The organism is Pseudarthrobacter chlorophenolicus, assembly GCF_000962805.1.
Taxonomy (GTDB): Bacteria; Actinomycetota; Actinomycetes; order Actinomycetales; family Micrococcaceae; genus Arthrobacter; species Arthrobacter chlorophenolicus_A.
Genome location: NZ_JZTW01000008.1, coordinates 98,835 through 118,026, shown reverse-complemented (window position 1 = coordinate 118,026; position 19,192 = coordinate 98,835). Strand labels below are relative to the sequence as shown.

Genomic DNA, 19,192 nt, shown 5'->3' with positions numbered 1-19,192 from the left:
GCCGTCGTCTGTTCGCTTCGGAAGGTGCGGCCTACTGGAGGCCCTGCCGCGCCAGGTCTGCGGTGACGATGCGGGCGAGTTCGGTGGCGCCGGCCCGGTTGGGGTGCAGGGTGTCGCCGGTCATGAAGAGGGCCAGCGTTGCCTCCGGGCCGATTCCGGTGAAGTAGGCGGACGAGAGCACGTTCAGGTCCACCAGCGGGATGCCTTCCTCCTCTGCCAGGGCAACGGTGGAGTGTCGGTACCAGCGGTCCACGGAGGAGTGCACACCATCCACGAAATCGGTGGCTCGGCCCTGCGGCGTCACCAGGACCGGGGTGGCGCCGGTGGCCGCCACCTGGCGGACCATATCCCGCATGATCTCCTTGAACTCCGCCTCGGTGGTGGCGTTCTTTGCGGCGGTGTCATTGATGCCCATCTCCAGCAGGAATAGGTCGCCGGGCTTGCTGTACTGCAGGATGGCCTCGAGCTGGCCGTCGTTGCGGAAACCGCGGGCTATCTGCCCGCCGGTGGCCATGTTGCGGACGTCGAACTTTTCCGCATCGACGAACTCCGGCAGCAGTTGGCCCCAGCCGCCCTGGACGCTGGAATCCAGCGGGTAATAGCTGGCAACGGTGGAGTCGCCGCCCACCCAGATGGTGGGGTCCATCTCCGGATGGCGTGACACCTTCTCGATGTCCAGGGCGCTGAGCGTAAAGGCCGTGCCCACCTTGCCTTCCGTGACCAGGAGATTGAGCTGGCCGTCGGTCACCGGGATCTCGAAGGATGCCGTTGCGCCGTTGCCGGTCAGGTTCATCTCCTGGAAGACGCCTTCGGCGGCAACGCTTGCCCTCGACGTATCGCCGAGGGTGACGGTCACCCTGTACAGGCCCTCCTTGAGATCCACGTTGAAGGTGTTGCTGCTCTTGGTGCCAAACTCCAGGAACCGGACAGCGTCGCTGCCCAGCCCGGTTCCCTTGGCAGCGACGTTGGCCATGTGTTCGGGAGTGTTGAAGCCGTACCGCCGTTCCGGTGTGTAGGCGTCACCGGCGCTGACGCCCGTGTAGCCCTTTTCCACCGGTCCGCTGCCGAAGTCGAACCTGTAGTTGCTGGGTTCGGCCTGGGCTGCCGGCGCGGAAAACGCCAGCCCGGCGCCGCTGGCCAAGGCGGTGGCGGCGAGGCAGCAGGCCAGGGGCTTGCGGTACTTCACGGAGCGGGTGTCGCGGGCAGGACGGGTTTCAGTCACGTTGATCTCCTTTGATAACGGTTGGGTGGCGCTGGATGGCGTTGTATCGATTCAAAATCCGGACAGCCAAGTCCCCGGGATGCTGAAGGGAAAGATGCGAGCCCGGAAGGTCCAGCCGCTGTTACAACAGTTGTAACAGCGGTCAACTTTCCCGGTCAAGAGATTTTGATCGTTTTCTGTGATGTTTTGGTGTTTCATGTTGCTGGGTGCAGGGCGTCCGGAGGTGCGGTCTGCCGGTGATTCACGCGCGCCAGCCGCCCGGGCACCCGAGCCGCCGCTCGCCGTCGTACGACAAAAAGTTGGCGCCGGGCCGGAGCCTTTCGCGCCGGGGGCTGTTAGCGTGGAGGCCCGGCAATTGAGGAGCAACGATGACCACCAATTCACCCGACTCACTGCCTGATGACGAGTCCCAGGCGGGGGAGAACCAGGAAAAGCGCGACGGCGGGGTGCCCGGCAGGAAGGACGGCGTGGGCATCGGTGCAGACGCCGAGCCCAACACCTTCGAGCCTGAAGAGGACCCGGATGCTACACAGGAGCCGAAAGGCGACTGAACCGCAGATTCTGCCTGTGCACGGGCTCAAATTTGAGTCAAGATTCCGGGCGGAGGGCTGAATCGGCGTTTCCCGAGGTTACCAGCGGGTAGATTTTAGTGTGCTTCCAATTCCCCCAATGCGGAAGCAACAAAAGGCCCCCGCGCTCGAGCTTCGACTCGCGTGGGGGCCTTTCCTCATGGTCCAGGCGGGCACGCGCCGCACCCGGTCCCGGCTACCAGGCCAGGTCGTCCCCGCCGAGCGAGCAGAACCGGGGTGAGGTCCGGCAGCCCGAATCCACAAGCTCCCGCAGTTCCCTTGCCGCAACGGCGGGACTCTTGGAAGCATCGGACTGGCCCATGGCCGTGGCGAGCTTGCCGGGGTGCACCGCCCAGCAGCGCACCCGGCCCCGGAGTTCCTGGGCCAGCGAAACCGTGAGCATGTTCTGTGCGGCCTTGGACACCCTGTACGCGTAGCTGGTGGAAAGGTCCGCGAAGTCGCCGTTCGCCTGCGCCGACACAGAACCCAGCCGGGAGGACACGTTGACAATGACGGGATCGGGCGCGGCCAGCAGGTTCGGCAGCAGGAACTGCGCCAGCCGCAGCGGTCCGGCCACATTCACGTCCACAGCATTCAGGAGGCCGTCCGCCTCGATGGCACCCAGCGTGCCGTGCGGGGCACCCTGCGCCGCGTTGTTGACCAGCAGGTCAACCGGCCGCTGTCCCACCGCCGCCGTGAGGGCGTGCGTCGATTTGGACCGGACGTCATGCAGGACGGGTACGACGCCGGCTGGCCAGGATGCGTCCGCAGGTTCGGCGGAGGTGCGGGTCAGGGCGAGCACGTCCCACCCGTGCTCCGCGAGTTCGTGGACAATCGCGTACCCCAGTCCGCGGTTGGCCCCGGTGACCACAGCGAGCCTGCCCACCGGATCAGGCCGGGTCTTCCGGGGCCGCAGCGACTGCAGGCTGGGCAGACGTCACCAGGTTGTAGTGCTCTACCACCGGGAAGGGCTCGTAGAACCGGTGCAGCAACGCCCGCCACTGCTGGTATTCGGGGGAGCCGCGGAAGCCTTCGGTGTGGTCTTCGAGGGTTTCCCACTCCACCAGCAGCAGGTAAGTGCTGGGGGACTCAATCGAACGCGATAGCGTCAGCGAAATGAAGGCGGGCATCGACGAGATGATGAGGCGGGCCTGGCCGAAGGCGGCCTCGAACTCCTCTTCCTGGCCGGGGATGACGGGCAGCAGCGCATGCTCGGTGATCATCCGGCCATTCTGGCAGGTTTTCGGCACATCCCCGGCCTGACCTGCTGTAACGCAAAGGACCCCGGCCGGAACTGGGCGTCCGGCCGGGGTCCTGCTGATCCGTGGTTTAGCGTTCCAGGAGGGAAACGTCGCGGACGGCGCCCTTGTCCGCGGAGGTGGCCATGGCCGCGTATGCGCGCAGCGCAGCGGAGACGTGGCGTTCGCGGTCCTTGGGCTTGTAGCCGCCGTTGATCAGCAGCTTCTCGCGGCGCTCAGCCAGCAGCTCATCGGAGACCTCCAGCTGCAGCGAGCGTTCGCTGATGTTGATGCTGATGATGTCGCCGTCTTCCACCAGGGCGATGGTGCCGCCGGAGGCAGCCTCGGGGGAGATGTGCCCGATGGACAGGCCGGAGGTGCCGCCGGAGAAGCGGCCGTCAGTGATCAGCGCGCACTTCTTGCCCAGCCCGCGGCCCTTGAGGAACGACGTCGGGTAGAGCATTTCCTGCATGCCAGGGCCGCCCTTGGGGCCTTCGTAGCGGATGACCACCACGTCGCCTTCCTTGATGCCCTTGTTCAGGATTTTCTCCACGGCTTCGTCCTGCGACTCGCACACCACGGCGGGGCCGGAGAACGTCCAGATGGATTCGTCCACGCCGGCAGTCTTCACCACGGCGCCGTCCTCTGCCACGTTGCCGCGCAGCACGGCCAGGCCGCCGTCCTTGGAGAAGGCGTGCTCCACCGAGCGGATGCAGCCTTCCGCGGCGTCGGTGTCCAGGGAGGTCCACTCGTTCGACTGTGAGAACGCGGTGGAGGAGCGGACGCCGCCGGGGGCAGCGTGCCACAGGGCCTGTGCCTCTTCGGTGGCCTTGCCGCCGCGGATGTCCCAGTCGTTCAGCCAGCCGTCCAGGTCGGTGGAGTGCACGGAGTGGACGTTCTTGTGCAGGAGTCCGCCACGGTTCAGCTCGCCCAGCAGCGCGGGGATACCGCCGGCGCGGTGCACATCTTCCATGTAGTAGGTCTTGTTTCCGGCAACGTTCGGGGCCACCTTGGCCAGGCAGGGCACCTGGCGGGACTTGGCATCCATCTCGGCCAGGCCGTAGTCCACGCCGGCTTCCTGGGCCGCAGCCAGCAGGTGCAGGATGGTGTTCGTGGAGCCGCCCATGGAGATATCCAGCGCCATGGCGTTGTCAAAAGCTTCCGCGGTGGCGATGTTGCGCGGCAGGACGGACTCGTCGTCGCCGTCGTAGTAGCGCTTCACGAGCTCGACGACGGTAGCGCCGGCTTTCTCGTACAGCGCCTTGCGCGCGGTGTGGGTCGCGAGGACGGAGCCGTTGCCCGGCAGGGCCAGGCCAATGGCCTCGGCGAGGCAGTTCATGGAGTTGGCCGTGAACATGCCGGAGCAGGAGCCGCAGGTGGGGCAGGCGTTTTCTTCGATGAGGTTGATGTCCTCGTCGGAGATGGACTCGTCCACGGCGTCGGCGATCGCGTTCACCAGGTCCAGGGAGCGGACGGAGCCGTCAGTCAGGGTGACGCGGCCGGCCTCCATGGGGCCACCGGAGACGAAGACCACAGGGATGTTCAGGCGCAGCGCGGCCATCAGCATGCCGGGGGTGATCTTGTCGCAGTTGGAGATGCACACCAGGGCGTCGGCGCAGTGCGCGTTGACCATGTACTCCACCGAGTCGGCGATCAGGTCTCGGGACGGCAGCGAGTAGAGCATGCCGGAGTGGCCCATGGCGATGCCGTCGTCCACGGCGATGGTGTTGAATTCGCGCGGCACGGCGCCGGCCGCGAGGATCGCGTCGGAGACGATCCGGCCCACGGGGGCGAGGTGTGTGTGGCCGGGGACGAATTCGGTGAAGGAGTTGGCCACGGCGATGATCGGCTTGCCGATGTCCGAGTTGGCGACGCCGGATGCGCGCAGCAGCGCGCGGGCTCCGGCCATGTTGCGGCCGTGGGTAACTGTCTTTGAACGTAGTGCAGGCATGATGACCATCCTTCTCTGGCGCCGCCGCAAGAGGAAGACGGCCTTGCTACTAGTAGTGGGAGTACCAGAGTAATAGTATTTTCGGATGCAGAGTTCCGGCCGCCGCAAAGAACTGGGCCTATTCCTCCGGGCCCGCCGGGACCAGGCCCTTCGGGTTGACTACGGCCTTCCGCCCATAGCCCGCAAGCGTGAGCGGGGCCTGCGGCGTGAGGAGGTGGCATTCCTCTCCGGCGTGAGCGTCACCTGGTACACATGGCTGGAGCAGGGCCGCGACATCAGCCCGTCCCGCCAGGTGCTGGAAGCGGTCAGCAGGGCACTGCATCTTTCGGACACCGGCCTGGACTACGTCCTCTCGCTCGGCGGGTACGCCTCCGCCGGACCAAGCGCGACGGCGGCCGCCACCGCGCCTGCCCACCTCCAGCGGTTGCTCGATGCCTTGGACCCGAACCCCTCCTTCGCGCTGTTCCCGGACTGGGGCGTCGCCGGCTGGAACACCGCCTACGCGGCGCTCTTCCCCAACATCGCCACCGTTGCTCCTGCGGACCGGAACCTGCTGTGGCTGGTGTTCACGGACCCCTACGTCAGGGACCTGCTGCCCGACTGGGACGTCACCAGCAAGAGGTTCCTCGCGGAGTTCCGAGCCGAAACCGGGCAGCGTTTGGGGGATGTGGACGTCAAGAACCTGGTGGAACGGCTCAAGGAAGCCAGCCCGGAATTCCGGGAAGGCTGGGACCGGTACGACATCCTGGGCTTCGAGTCACGCGAACGGCTCTTCCATCACCCTGCGGTGGGAGTGCTGCAGCTGGAACACCACCAGCTCTCGCCGTCGGACCGGCCGGACCTGCACCTGGTGGTCTATACGCCGGCGCCCGGGAGCGATGCGGGGACGCAGATGGCGTCCCTGATTGCCGCGGCAACCTAGCGGCGGGCCGGTGCAGGTGCCATTCTGGACAAAGCGCCAGTCCCCGCGGCCCCCGGCCCGGCGCCCTGCTGCTCCCGCCACGCATCACGGCCATGATGTGGAATTGAGGTCCAGGCATGAGTTCTTCCCCTGCAATCAGTGTTACTCCGATTCGTGTTGCCGACCTGGTGGCCGAGGGCGAGCTGATGCCGGTCTACGTGCATGTCATCGACCACCCGGAGGGCCGCGTGCTGGTGGATACCGGCCTGACCCGGCTGCATCCGCTGGTGGCCGACATGGATCCCCGCCTTCACCCGGAGAGCTACCAGGAGCTGGACACCGCGAGCGTCGACATTGTGGTCAACACCCACCTGCACTTTGACCACTGTGGCGGCAACCATCTCTTCGCGGGGAAGCCCATCTATGTGCAGCGCCGGGAACTCGACGACGCCCGCACCCAGGAGGACTACACCATTCCGGAGTGGGTGGACCCGCCGGGAGTCACCTACGTGCCGGTCGACGGCGAGCATGAGCTGCTTCCCGGGGTGCGGCTCCTCCCGGCACCGGGCCATACTCCCGGTTCTCAGATCGTCGTCATCGAGAACGAAGGGGTCCCTACGGTCATAGCGGGCGATACGGCGGTGTGGTTCGGTGAACTCGACAACCCCACTACGGAGGGCCAGCAGCTGGTGCGCTCCCTGAACCCGGGCGCAGCGTGGCTCACGCACATGCATGAGCCGTGGCGGCCTGGATCCACAGGCGCCGAATAAGCGACAGAGTAATGGCGGCGAAACCGGTCTGGTTTCGCCGCCATTTCTTTAGGCCAGTTCAGCGGACGGCTACCGCCAAAGCCATCAGTTCAGGTCGAAGCGGTCCAGTTCCATGACCTTCGCCCAGGCGGCCACGAAGTCATTGACGAACTTCTCCTTGGCGTCGTCGCTGGCGTACACCTCGGCGAGGGCACGGAGCTGGGAGTTGGAACCGAACACCAGGTCCACGGGGGTGGCGGTCCACTTCAGTTCGCCGGTGGCCACATCCGTGATCTCGTAGACGTTCTCCTCGTTCTCGGAGGCCTTCCACTTGGTGCCGGGTGAGAGCAGGTTGACGAAGAAGTCGTTGGTCAGGACCTGCGGCTTGTCGGTGAAGACACCGTGGCTGGTTCCGCCCACGTTGGTGCCCAAGGCCCGCAGGCCGCCCAGCAGCGCGGTCATTTCCGGCGCTGTCAGGTCCAGCAGGTAGGCCTTGTCCAGCAGGAGCGTTTCCGGCGGAACCTTCGCGCCGGGGCGCAGGTAGTTGCGGAACCCGTCGGCCCGCGGCTGCAGGTACTGGAAGGACTCGACGTCGGTCTGTTCCTGTGCCGCGTCCGTGCGGCCCGGACGGAACGGCACCGTGACGGGGACCCCGGCGTCGGACGCTGCTTTCTCCACTGCAGCGGCACCGCCCAGGACGATCACGTCCGCAAGGGAGACCTTCTTGCCGTTGGCCTGGCCCGAATTGAACTCCTCCTGCACCCGCTCCAGGACCTGCAGGGTGGCGCCGAGCTGTTCGGGCTCGTTGGCTTCCCAGCTGCGCTGCGGCTCCAGCCGGATGCGGGCGCCGTTCGCGCCGCCGCGCCGGTCGGTCTTGCGGTAAGTCGCGGCCGAGGCCCACGCCGTGCCCGCGAGCTGCGGAATGGTCAGGCCGGAGTCCAGGAGTTTGGCCTTCAGTGCGGCGATGTCATCCTCACCGATCAGGTCATGGTCGACGGCGGGAACGGGATCCTGCCACAGCTGGGCTTCCGGAACCCACGGCCCGAGCAGGTGCGGGCCTACCGGACCCATGTCGCGGTGCAGCAGTTTGTACCAGGCCTTGGCGAACGCGAGGGCGAACTGGTCAGGGTTCTCCAGGAAGCGGCGGGAGATCTTTTCGTACTCAGGGTCCACGCGCAGCGACAGATCCGTGGTGAGCATCGTGGGGCGGTGCTTCTTTTCCGGATCGTGGGCGTCCGGGATGATCTTGTCGGCATCCTTGGCCACCCACTGCTTGGCTCCGGCGGGGCTTTCCACCAGCTCCCACTCATGCTCGAACAGGATCTCGAAGAACCGGTTGCTCCACTGGGTGGGCACGTCCGTCCAGGTCACTTCCAGGCCGGAGGTGATGGTGTCCGCGCCCTTGCCGGACCCGTAGGTGCTGAGCCAGCCCAGGCCCTGCGTTTCCAGGTCCGCGCCCTCGGGCTCCGGGCCCACATGGTCGTCGGCGCTGCCGGCGCCGTGGGTCTTGCCGAACGTGTGGCCGCCGGCGATCAGGGCCACCGTTTCCTCGTCGTTCATTGCCATGCGCTTGAAGGTTTCCCGGATGAACGCGGCCGCCTTCGCGGGGTCCGGGTTGCCCATGGGGCCTTCGGGGTTGACGTAGATCAGGCCCATCTCCGTGGCGCCCACGTCCTCTGCCATCTTGCCTTCGGCGACGTACCGCTCGTCGCCCAGCCAGGCGTCCTCGGGGCCCCAGAAGATCTCCTCGGGCTCCCATACGTCCTCGCGGCCGAACGCGAAGCCGAAGGTCTTGAAGCCCATGGATTCCAGTGCCACGTTGCCGGCGAGGACCAGGAGGTCTGCCCACGAAAGCTTCTGGCCGTACTTCTGCTTCACCGGCCACAGGAGGCGGCGGGCCTTGTCCAGGTTGGCGTTGTCCGGCCAGCTGTTGAGCGGCGCGAACCGCTGGCCGCCGTCGCCCGCACCGCCGCGGCCGTCATGGACGCGGTAGGTGCCGGCCGCGTGCCAGCTCATCCGGATCATCAGGCCGCCGTAGTGGCCGAAGTCCGCCGGCCACCAATCCTGGGAGGTGGTGAGGACATCGGTGATGTCCTGCTTAAGCGCCTCGACGTCGAGCTTCTGGAATTCCTCGCGGTAGCTGAACCCGGGATCCAGCGGGTTGCCCGCCTGGTTGTGCGCGTGAAGCACGGAGAGGTCCAGCTGGTTGGGCCACCAGTCGGCGATGGTCCGCGGCCGGTGGCCCTTGGGCTGCGGTGCGTCGATGGCCGGATTTTCGCTCTCGCTGCCGTGGGAGGTGACGCTGTCATGCATCACGGGGCACCCGCCCTCGGCCTTCTGGTCCGCACCCTGCGCACTCGCGGGGGTGGGAACCGGAGGATGCTCTGGGGAATCGGTCATGTGCTTTTTCCTTCCGTTGGGCCGAGGCCGCGGTTGGACTCGGGCAGCCGGTGCAACCCTCCCATTTGAACATAGAGGCGTGGTTGGACAAGACCCCTAATTTCGGGTGAATCTTTCGCCGGGCGTGTGATCTGCGGCATTGCCGAACACAGGTGCGCTTGGGCTTTCTGCCGTCCGCGTAACAGTCCCGCTGAGGGCCGGACGGAATATCTGCCTGCTGCCGGGGCTTGTCGCCTGAGGGGCCTTTTGTGGTCCTTTCCCGGCGCGATGCAGCGCGCGGGCCACCGCCACAGCGTGAGGCCGTGCTGGCGCGCGGATACACAGCACCTACCAGAAGGAGCACTATGACCATCGGATCAGGAACAGCAGCGGGCAACGGGCGGACGGCACTGGTGGTGGGGGCCACCGGAATCTCAGGCTCCGCCCTGGTGGATACGTTGGTGAACGAAGGCTGGGCGGTGCTGGCCCTGTCCCGCCGGCCAGGACCTGAGCGCTCCGGCGTCAGGTGGCTCACCGCGGACCTGACCTCGGCTTCCGCCCTTGCCGCTGTGCTTGCTCCGGAGAACCCTTCCCATGTCTTCTTCACCGCCTGGTCGCGCCGCGCCACGGAGGAAGAGAACATCGCCGTGAATGCGGGTATGGTGCGGGACCTCCTCGCAGCGCTGCGGGGAAAGGACGTGGCCCACGTTGCCCTGATGACCGGGCTCAAGCACTATCTGGGACCCTTCGAGGCGTACGCCGCCGGGGAAATGCCGGACACGCCTTTCCATGAGGAGGAGCCGCGGCTTCCGGTGAACAACTTCTACTACGCCCAGGAGGACGAGCTTTGGGCGGCAGCGGAGGAGCAAGGTTTCACCTGGTCGGTGCACCGGGCACACACCGTGATCGGCCACGCGGTGGGCAACGCCATGAACATGGGCCTCACGCTCGCCGCGCAGGCCACCCTGTGCCGGGACAGCGGGCAGCCGTTCGTCTTCCCGGGATCCGAAACTCAGTGGAACGGCCTAACCGATATGACGGATGCAGGCCTGCTTGCCGAGCACATGCTGTGGGCTTCCACCACTCCCGCCGCCGCGAACGAAGCCTTCAACATCGTCAACGGCGATGTGTTCCGCTGGCGCTGGATGTGGCCGAAGCTCGCAGCCCATTTCGGCGTGGAGTGGGAGGGCTACCAAGGGGAGCCGCGTCCGCTGGAGCAGTCCATGGCGGGGCGGGAGGACCAGTGGCGGCGGATCGCCGAGGAGAACAATCTCAGCGAACCGAACCTGGAGCGGGTGGCGTCCTGGTGGCACACGGACGGTGACCTGGGCCGGAACATCGAGGTGGTGACGGACATGGGCAAGAGCAGGGACGCAGGTTTCACGGGATACCGGCGGACTCTGGATGCCTTTACCGCACTGTTTGACCGCTACCGCGCGGACCGCCTGATCCCCTGACCACGGGGCTCGCCGGGCACCGCAGAAGGGGGCCAAAAGCCAATAGACACGCTTACACGGCAGGCCTAAAATTGCTCCGCTGGGACCCCCGCGAAGGTGTTGGAAAGGGTTCGAGATGGGCAATCAGGAAGACGCCGCGGTGGTGCGGCGCGGGTACGAGGCCTTCAACTCAGGGGATATTCAAACCCTGATGGGCCTGTTTGCACCGGACGCCGTTTATCACGTGGGCGGCACCGGTGGGCTGGCGGGAGACAAAAACGGCCAGGAGGAAATCATGGCCTACTTCGGTGAACTGTTCACCCGGTCGGGCGGCACCACCAAGGTGGAGCTCAAGGAAGTCATCGCCGGGGAGCAGCACACGGTCAGCCTGCAGAAGGCCCAGGCGCAGCGCAACGGCCAGTCCATGGACCAGGAGGGCGTGCTCGTATTCACGCTCAGGAACGGGAAAGTCACTGAGGTCAGCGAGTTCCAGGAGGACACCGCCAAAGCCGCCGACTTCTGGCTGTAAGGAAAGGCGGCCCGCCCAGCTATGGGCCCCGGTACGCCCTCAGTGAACCGCAGTTTTTCCCAGCCAACTCCAAGGATCAGCGGCTTCCAGCGGACGTAAACTGACGCTCGCACCACGTTTTGTGGACACTCCGTCAGTGGGAGCCACGCATGCTCTGGAAACTGCTTGTTGAATACCTGAGGCCGCACCGCGCGCTGCTGATCGCCGTCGTGATCTTCCAGCTGGCGCAGTCCATCGCGTCGCTGTACCTGCCCACGCTCAACGCGGACATCATCGATGAGGGCGTGGCCAAGGGGGACACTTCCTACATCCTGTCGGTGGGCAGCATCATGCTGCTCATCACGCTGGCCCAGATCGCCTGCGCGGTCATCGCCGTCTACTTCGGTGCCAAGGCCGCCATGGGCCTGGGCCGGGACCTGCGCGGGGCGATCTTTGGGCGGGTGGGTGAGTTCTCGGAGCAGGAAGTCACCCGTTTCGGCGCCCCCAGCCTGATCACCCGGTCCACCAACGACGTCCAGCAGGTCCAGCAGCTGGTGCTGATGAGCGCCACCCTCATGGTGGCGGCACCCATGCTCAGCATCGGCGGCGTGATCATGGCCATCCAGCAGGACGTCCAGCTGTCCTGGCTCATCGCGGTCTGCGTCCCGGTGCTGCTGGTCGCCGTCGGCCTGATCGTCACCCGCATGGTGCCGCTGTTCCGGAAAATGCAGAAGCGGATCGACACCGTGAACCGGGTGCTCCGTGAGCAGCTCACCGGCATCCGCGTGGTGCGGGCCTTCGTCCGCGAGGACGTGGAGACGGCCCGGTTCGCGCAGGCCAACACGGATGTCACGGACGTGGCCCTGCGCGCCGGCCGGTTGATGGCGCTGATGTTCCCGGTGGTCATGCTGGTGCTGAACGTGTCGTCCGTGGCGGTGATCTGGTTCGGCTCGTTCCGGATCGAGGACGGGTCCATGCAGGTAGGCACCCTGATCGCGTTCCTGAGCTACCTGATGCAGATCCTGATGTCCGTCATGATGGCCACGTTCATGGCCGTGATGATCCCGCGCGCTTCCGTGTCCGCAGACCGCATCGGCGAGGTGCTGAACACCCAGTCCAGCGTCCTGCCGCCGGAGCACCCGGTCACCAGCGCGTCCGCCAACGGGCGCCGGCGCGGCGAGCTGGAGATGCGCGACGTCGGATTCGCCTACCCGGGTGCCGACCAGCCCGTCCTGTCCGGCATCAGCTTCACCGCGACAGCAGGGCAGACAACGGCCATCATCGGCAGCACCGGCGCGGGCAAGACCACCCTGGTGAACCTGATGCCGCGCCTGTTCGATGTCACCACCGGGGCGGTCCTGATCGACGGGGTGGACGTCCGCGACCTGCACCCGGACCTGCTCTGGGGGCACATCGGCCTGGTGCCGCAGCGGCCCTACCTGTTCACCGGCACCGTCCGCAGCAACCTGCTGTACGGCAACCCGGCCGCCACCGAGGAGGAGCTGTGGGAAGCGCTGGAGATTGCGCAGGCCCGGGACTTCGTGGAGGAGATGGAGGAGGGGCTGGACGCGCCCATCAGCCAGGGCGGCACCAACGTGTCCGGCGGGCAGCGGCAGCGGCTGGCTATCGCCAGGGCCCTCGTGAAACGGCCCGAACTCTACATTTTCGACGACTCCTTCTCCTCCCTGGACACCGGCACGGACGCGCGGCTGCGGCGGGCGCTGAAGCGGAGCACGTCCGGCGCCACCATGGTGGTCATCGCCCAGCGGGTGTCCAGCATCGTGGAGGCGGACCAGATCCTGGTGCTCGACGACGGCAGGATCGTGGCGCGCGGAACGCACCATGAGCTGCTGGAGACTTCCGAGACGTACCGCGAAATCGTCTCGTCCCAGCTCGCGGCGGAGGAGACGGTATGAGCCCCGAACCCACTTCAGCACCTGGCACCAAGGCCGCGGGCGGCACCAAAACCGCGGATGCCGACGTCGTACGCATCCCGCGCCCCGCCGGCGGACCCGGACGCGGCGGGCCTTTCGGCGGCATGAACATCCCGGCCGAGAAGGCAATGAACTTCGGTGCCTCGGCCAAGCGGCTGCTGGGGAGCCTGCGGCCGGAACGTGCGTGGCTCACCCTGGTGCTGCTGATGGCCGTGGCGGGCGTGGTGCTGCAGGTGATCGGGCCGCGGCTGCTGGGCGAGGGCACCAACCTGATTTTCTCCGGCGTGGTGTCCAAGGAGCTGCCGGCGGGCGTGACGCAGGAGCAGCTGATCGCGCAGCTGCGGGCGGCGGGGGACAACCAGAAGGCGGACATGCTCAGCGCCATGACGCTGACGCCCGGTTCCGGGATCGACTTTGCAGCGCTGGGGAGCGTGCTGACGTGGGCGCTGGTGCTGTATGTGCTGGCGTCGGCGTTCATGTGGGGGCAGGCGTATGTGCTCAACGGTGTGGTGCAGCGGACGGTGTATGGGCTGCGCGAGGAGATCGAGGCGAAGATCAACCGGCTGCCGCTCAAGTACTTCGATTCCATCCAGCGCGGCGAGCTGCTGAGCCGGGTCACCAACGATGTGGACAACATTTCGCAGAGCCTGCAGCAGTCCATCTCGCAGGCGGTGACGTCCGTGCTGTCCGTGATCGGCGTGCTGGTGATGATGTTCATCCTCTCGCCCACGCTGGCGCTGATTGCGCTGGTGACCATTCCGCTGACGCTGGGGATCACGGCGCTGATTGCCAAGCGCTCGCAGAAGCTGTTCGTGGCGCAGTGGAAGAACACCGGCCAGCTGAACGGGCAGATCGAGGAGACGTACACCGGGCATGCGCTGGTGAAGGTGTTCGGCCGGCAGCGCGAGGTGGGGGAGCGGTTCCGGCAGAAGAACCAGGAGCTGTATGAGGCCAGCTTCGGGGCGCAGTTCATTTCCGGGCTGATCGTGCCGGCCATGACGTTCATCGGGAACCTGGTGTACGTGGGGATCGCCGTGGTGGGCGGCCTGCAGGTGGCGTCCGGGGCGATGCAGCTGGGCGATGTGCAGGCGTTCATCCAGTACTCGCGGCAGTTCACGCAGCCGCTGGCGCAGCTGGGGTCCATGGCCAACCTGCTGCAGTCCGGGGTGGCTTCCGCGGAACGGGTGTTTGAGCTGCTGGATACGGAGGAGCAGTCGGCGGACCCTGCTGCTCCGGACAAAGCGTCCGACGGCGGCCGTCCGGCCCGTGGGCGGCTTGCGTTTGAGGGGGTGTCCTTTGCGTATTCGCCGGACAAGCCGCTGATTTCTTCGTTGTCTTTGGTGGCCGAGCCGGGGCAGACGGTGGCGATCGTGGGGCCGACCGGTGCGGGTAAGACCACGCTGGTGAACCTGATGATGCGGTTCTACGAGCTGGACGGCGGCCGGATCACGCTGGACGGCGTGGACATCACCACCATGAGCCGGCACGACCTGCGCTCGCGGATGGGGATGGTGCTGCAGGATACGTGGCTGTTCGGCGGGACCATCCGGGACAACATCGCGTACGGCCGGCCCGGCGCTTCGGAGGAGGAGATCCTGGAGGCGGCGCAGGCTACGTATGTGGACCGGTTCGTGCACTCGCTGCCCGACGGGTACGACACAGTGCTGGACGACGAGGGCTCCAACGTGTCGGCGGGCGAGAAGCAGCTGCTGACGATTGCCCGTGCGTTCCTGGCCCGGCCGTCGGTGCTGATCCTGGACGAGGCAACGTCCTCCGTGGACACCCGGACCGAGGTGCTGGTGCAGAAGGCCATGAGTGCGTTGCGGTCCGACCGGACGTCCTTCGTGATCGCGCACCGCCTGTCCACGATCCGCGACGCCGACCTCATCCTGGTGATGGAGGCCGGGCAGATCGTGGAGCAGGGGAACCACGCTTCCTTGTTGGCGGCCGGTGGGGCGTACGCGCGGCTGTATGAGGCCCAGTTCGCGGCGCCGGCGGCGGAGGTCTGAGCAGTTATCGTCTGCGACTACACTCCAGCGCCCTGGATTCACCTTCATTTCCTGGCGGACGCATAGCCTGCTGAGCAGATCGAATCCGCGCAGAGCTCAGCATGAAACGAGCCGTTCCCAAGGTGAATGGAGATCACAAGCAGCCATTCACCTGCGCCACACTTCAGAAGGGTCTTGAGAATTGCTTCGCTTGTCCTTCCGTAGGCCATAATATCGAGTGCAGCTAGTAATCGACAGGAAGAGTGCAATGGGGGACTACATCTACGAGCGGTTCACGCCGGACCGCTTTCAAGCGTTCTGTTCTGCACTCCTTGTAAAGGAATATCCCGGTTACCAGGTTTTTCCGGTCGGACAAGCTGACGGTGGTCGTGATGGGATGGCGCCGAGCAGGACAAGCGGAGAGTCCATCGCCATTCAGGTCAAGTTCAAAAGGGAATTGAAGGCCGGAGAAGATTACTACAAATGGCTTACTGATGCCGTCAAGCGAGAGAATGACAGTATTGACCGTCTCATTAAAAAGGGCATCGCAGAATACAAGCTAGTGACAAATGTTCCCGGTACAGGGCGCGCTGATGCGGGAACTATGGACCGCGTTGATAAGTTCCTGAAAGACAACATAAATATACCTGCGCAGGTTCTGTGGCGAGACGATCTTGATGCTCGGTTGTCCAATAACTACGATCTAAAGTGGTTTTACTCGGAGGTTCTCGCTACGCCCGACGTGGTACGTTCTCTCCTAGAGCAGACGCTGGGAGGAGACAACCGGCGAAGACTCAAAGCGGTCACGAGTTACATGCGTTCGCAATATGAGACGGATGCTGTTGTTAAGTTTAAGCAGGCAGACCTCCAGGCCAGCGATCTGTTGAACCTGTTTGTAGACGTTCCTGGTGCGCTTCCGACGCAGCTGAAGCTAAGCCACGCAGCGCGGACGGAACTCTTGGGCATGCTGGAAGATCTGTCCGTCGACTCTCGAAGATTTGAAGCTACCGAGCCTCACATGTGGTCGTTTGTGTCGTCCGATACACCAAGTGAGTCATTTCACATGCGGATTCCTCCGATTCCTGCGGGAAGCTTACTGTTGCACCCCGTTGTAAGTAAGCGTTTTCCTCGTGTGCTTGTAGAGGGCGCTCCGGGGCAGGGAAAGTCGACTCTCGCGCAATATCTATGTCAAGTTCACCGTATGCAATTTTTGGGCGAAGCAAATGGCCTCCGGCGAATCCCGGCGGAACATCGACTTTCCCCACTTCGGCTTCCATTCAAGATTGACCTCCGAGACTTAGCCACCTGGTTTGAGGGCTTTGATCCCAGAAAAGCAGTCAAACATGTCGAGCACAATCTGCCGATGACACTGGAAAGCTTTATTGCCGCTGAGGTGCGGTTCTTATCCGGCGGTCAAGACTTTTCTGTGAGTGACCTTCACGAGTTGGCAGCATCCTCGCCAATTCTCCTTATCCTTGATGGTTTTGACGAGATTGCTACTCCGGCGCAGCGGGCCTCGGTCGTGCGAGAAATAGATAAAGGGTTAGTGCGCCTTACCGATGGAGCACTTTCTGTTCAATCTATAGTCACGTCACGGCCCAGCGCCATGCCGGATTCTCCGACTTTTGATAGAAAGCACTGGACTACGATTGCGCTTTCATCTATAACGCCCGTCTTGGCTATAGAGTATGCAGAGCGATGGGCTTCCGCCAGGAAACTGGATCCGCGTGAGAAGCAAGAATTGGTAGGAATCCTTACCGATAAAATTCAAGCTCCGCACATGCGGGACCTTGCTCGGAATCCAATGCAACTTACTATACTTTTATCGCTAATCCATTTGCGCGGGCAGTCTCTACCAGATCAGCGCACGGCGCTATATCAGAGTTACATTGACGTATTTTTCAACCGCGAAGCTGAGAAAACAGCAGTCGTTCGTGATAATCGGCAGCTGCTCATTGATCTTCATGGGTATTTGGCTTGGATAATGCACTCAGAAGCCGAAGGAGCTAGGTCCGACGGCCGCCTAAGCTCCGAACAATTGCACGAGCTTATTCGGATATGGCTGATCAGCCGCGATTATGCTCCAGATGCTGTTGATGAGTTGTTTCAGGGCGTGGTTCAACGCATCGTGGCTATTGTTAGTCGGGTTGAAGGAACTTTTGAATTTGAAGTTCAACCTTTGCGTGAGTATTTTGCGGCGCACCACCTTTATCACACTGCTCCTTCTAGCCCTCCCGGCAACCCGGAGCCTGGAACAAAGCCCGAGATCCTGCGTGCTTTGTTGGGAAATGCATACTGGCAGAATGTCCTTCGCTTTTTTGCTGGGTTCTACTCCGTCGGCGAGATTCCGGGACTTACGATGGAGTTGGAAGAGCGGTTGGACAATCGACGTTCACCGACCCCGGTCTACGACCGAGCTATAAGCGTCAACTTGCTTAGCGACTGGGTTTTTCACCAGCAGCCACGACTCACAAAGCGTATCGCGAAAGCATCCGTTGACGAGCTCACGCTCAGGGCTAGTTTTGGTCGCGCATATAGGGCCTCCGCCGACTTGGTCCTAGATCTACCTCGAGAATGTGGAGGCCGTTTTGTGGGAGAGCTGGCCTACGACAAACTGGCCACGATCTCTTCGAGATACACCGCTCATATCGTCCGGCGGCATTTGGATGAGACTGAAATTCTTGAAAAGTGGCTCGCTGATACCGAGAATGACGATGTCGATTATGTATTGCAGCATATTCAGCGCGGCAGGCTGCTGGGCGTCTTTCGACAGTTCACAGCCGATGAGTTGGGCTTAGTGCAGGAGCGATGGAGCAACATCGATAAGTTGAAAGAGCGCTTGATTGCTGCTGGGTGTGGCGTCGCGGTTGGTGGCGAATTGGAGAGTCGCGAGCTTCTTCAGTCTTCCTTTTCTGGAAATAATCTCTTTTCGGCTCTTGGCGGCTTTTGGGGTCGGTTTTCGACTATCTCAAATCCCACCCACCTAATAGATTTGGTCGCTGGTGATCCATATGGTATTTTCCAGGATGAAGCTCTTTATCGACAAGACAGCAAAGAGCAGGCTCCCGCACCTGCTGCATTAGAAGCATTAGTAACCCGCATCGAAAATGCTCTGGTTGGAAAGTCTCAGCGCACTTCGACTGAGCTAGCGCCATGGCAAGATGCCATCAGTGCCTTGACTGACGTCGGCGCTGGCGATTCTTTCCTGGCGTATATGTTTGGCAACATCGCTGCTGGAATACGTTCGTCTAGCTTGCGCGGCAAAGGTGCACGCGACCTCTTCGACTCAAATGTCCCTTTGACGGAGCGCGCCCGGCATGCGCGGCTTAGATCGGGCGACGCTGAGTGGTGGAGATCCCAGTACGAGTCGGCTGGGACTCCTTCTGAAAAGGGCGCATGGGCTATGTTCGTTTGCTCATGGGTGCGGGAGGATCTTGTTGTCGCGTTGCAGGAAGAACTTGAAAGTGCCTTAGCTGAGATGCCCAGTCATCAGTTTGCTGTTCTCATTAGCTGCGTGAACGCCGTTGCGCTGACTTTTCCTTACAAAAGTGCGATCAAGTCGTGGCCGGGCTTTTGGGATGGTGAGCACTATAAAGTTTTATACGTTTTGGCGCTTCGTGGGAATAAGGCGGCTCAGGACAAGATCATCCGCCAATCGCAGGATTCCACCGATAGGACCCCTGTGTGGGCTCGGTCAATGGTGCTTTCTTGGATTTTGCGACGTTTCCCGCACGCACCGTCGGCTCCGCAGTGGCGCGAACTCCGAAGGGACCTCGAAAATCTTGCCGCCACATCAAAGGTGGATTCGCTAACTCGCTGGGGCCATAATGGTGGGACTGACATAAAGAATCTTTCCTACGATCTTGCTTTCAAGCTTCTCGATCAGCCTTTGATTTTGCCTTCCCGCATTGTTGACGCCGCTCTACGGAAAGTAGCTCAGAAGGCTTCATCATCGGTTTCACTGAGTGTCTTGGCGTTGGAGGGGCGGTGGGCCGCTAATCCAGTCCAAACAGATTCCTGAAATATAAGATGCTAGGTTAGCTAGCTCGGGCGTTTCTTACGTGGGCCGAGACGGCCGGCCGCGAGAAACTAGGACCGGTGAGGACTCTATTTCCAAACTCCGTAAGTGCAAGGGCGCGGTTACCATGGCAGGGCAACGGGCCTATGAACCTTCAAGGCGCTGCCCTGGTCTTAGTAACAAGTGTGAAGTGCCGGCAATCTAGAGGACTTTGTGCTTAGGTGGGGAGATGGGTAACTGCAATCTTTACTTCTTGGCGTCTGTTCCTTGAGCACGGATCTGCCGGTTAGGGATAGTGG

General features: G+C 63.4%; 13 protein-coding genes. 8 read left to right on the top strand and 5 right to left on the bottom strand.

What is annotated here, in order from left to right:
* Window positions 1–31 precede the first annotated feature (31 nt).
* Entirely contained in the window at window positions 32–1,222 is a 1,191-nt protein-coding gene (locus tag UC32_RS10225) for a rhamnogalacturonan acetylesterase (protein WP_152642596.1), read from the bottom strand.
* A 368-nt stretch (window positions 1,223–1,590) separates the two neighbouring features.
* On the opposite strand from UC32_RS10225, the gene UC32_RS10220 reads away from it, so the two are divergent.
* Window positions 1,591–1,773, top strand: a complete 183-nt coding sequence (locus tag UC32_RS10220; RefSeq protein WP_045731116.1) for a hypothetical protein — start codon at window positions 1,591–1,593, stop codon at window positions 1,771–1,773.
* Between the two features lie 214 nt (window positions 1,774–1,987).
* Here the strand turns inward: UC32_RS10220 and UC32_RS10215 are convergent, their stop codons facing one another.
* The 3 genes from UC32_RS10215 to ilvD form a co-directional block, all read right to left on the bottom strand.
* On the bottom strand, window positions 1,988–2,677 hold the full coding sequence (locus UC32_RS10215) for an SDR family NAD(P)-dependent oxidoreductase (protein WP_045731115.1): 690 nt from the start codon (window positions 2,675–2,677) through the stop codon (window positions 1,988–1,990).
* Between the two features lie 4 nt (window positions 2,678–2,681).
* Window positions 2,682–3,014 carry an antibiotic biosynthesis monooxygenase family protein gene (locus UC32_RS10210; RefSeq protein ID WP_045731114.1) on the bottom strand — a complete coding sequence of 111 codons (333 nt, stop codon included), beginning with the start codon at window positions 3,012–3,014 and terminating at the stop codon, window positions 2,682–2,684.
* A 106-nt stretch (window positions 3,015–3,120) separates the two neighbouring features.
* Window positions 3,121–4,980: a dihydroxy-acid dehydratase gene (gene ilvD / locus UC32_RS10205; RefSeq protein ID WP_045731184.1), complete on the bottom strand. Its 1,860-nt coding sequence runs from the start codon at window positions 4,978–4,980 to the stop codon at window positions 3,121–3,123.
* Window positions 4,981–5,065: 85 nt separating this feature from the next.
* On the opposite strand from ilvD, the gene UC32_RS10200 reads away from it, so the two are divergent.
* Both UC32_RS10200 and UC32_RS10195 read left to right on the top strand, forming a co-directional pair.
* Window positions 5,066–5,902: a helix-turn-helix transcriptional regulator gene (locus UC32_RS10200; protein WP_045731113.1), complete on the top strand. Its 837-nt coding sequence runs from the start codon at window positions 5,066–5,068 to the stop codon at window positions 5,900–5,902.
* Window positions 5,903–6,018: 116 nt separating this feature from the next.
* On the top strand, window positions 6,019–6,651 hold the full coding sequence (locus UC32_RS10195) for an MBL fold metallo-hydrolase (RefSeq protein ID WP_045731112.1): 633 nt from the start codon (window positions 6,019–6,021) through the stop codon (window positions 6,649–6,651).
* An 84-nt stretch (window positions 6,652–6,735) separates the two neighbouring features.
* On the opposite strand, the gene katG is transcribed toward UC32_RS10195, so the two are convergent.
* Window positions 6,736–9,030, bottom strand: coding sequence for a catalase/peroxidase HPI (gene katG / locus UC32_RS10190; protein WP_045731111.1), 2,295 nt, complete (start codon window positions 9,028–9,030; stop codon window positions 6,736–6,738).
* A 344-nt stretch (window positions 9,031–9,374) separates the two neighbouring features.
* On the opposite strand from katG, the gene UC32_RS10185 reads away from it, so the two are divergent.
* From UC32_RS10185 to UC32_RS20560, 5 genes are all read left to right on the top strand, one after another.
* Window positions 9,375–10,466 (top strand): SDR family oxidoreductase, encoded by a 1,092-nt coding sequence (locus UC32_RS10185; RefSeq protein WP_045731110.1) that lies wholly within the window; start codon window positions 9,375–9,377, stop codon window positions 10,464–10,466.
* Between the two features lie 115 nt (window positions 10,467–10,581).
* Complete coding sequence (locus UC32_RS10180) at window positions 10,582–10,974, top strand: nuclear transport factor 2 family protein (protein WP_045731109.1); 393 nt, start codon at window positions 10,582–10,584, stop codon at window positions 10,972–10,974.
* A 149-nt stretch (window positions 10,975–11,123) separates the two neighbouring features.
* Window positions 11,124–12,869, top strand: coding sequence for an ABC transporter ATP-binding protein (locus UC32_RS10175; protein WP_045731108.1), 1,746 nt, complete (start codon window positions 11,124–11,126; stop codon window positions 12,867–12,869).
* On the top strand, window positions 12,866–14,896 hold the full coding sequence (locus UC32_RS10170; protein WP_045731107.1) for an ABC transporter ATP-binding protein: 2,031 nt from the start codon (window positions 12,866–12,868) through the stop codon (window positions 14,894–14,896). The genes UC32_RS10175 and UC32_RS10170 overlap by 4 nt, the downstream gene beginning before the upstream one ends.
* 247 nt (window positions 14,897–15,143) lie before the next feature.
* Complete coding sequence (locus UC32_RS20560) at window positions 15,144–18,896, top strand: NACHT domain-containing protein (protein WP_152642595.1); 3,753 nt, start codon at window positions 15,144–15,146, stop codon at window positions 18,894–18,896.
* The last annotated feature ends 296 nt before the right edge of the window (window positions 18,897–19,192 follow it).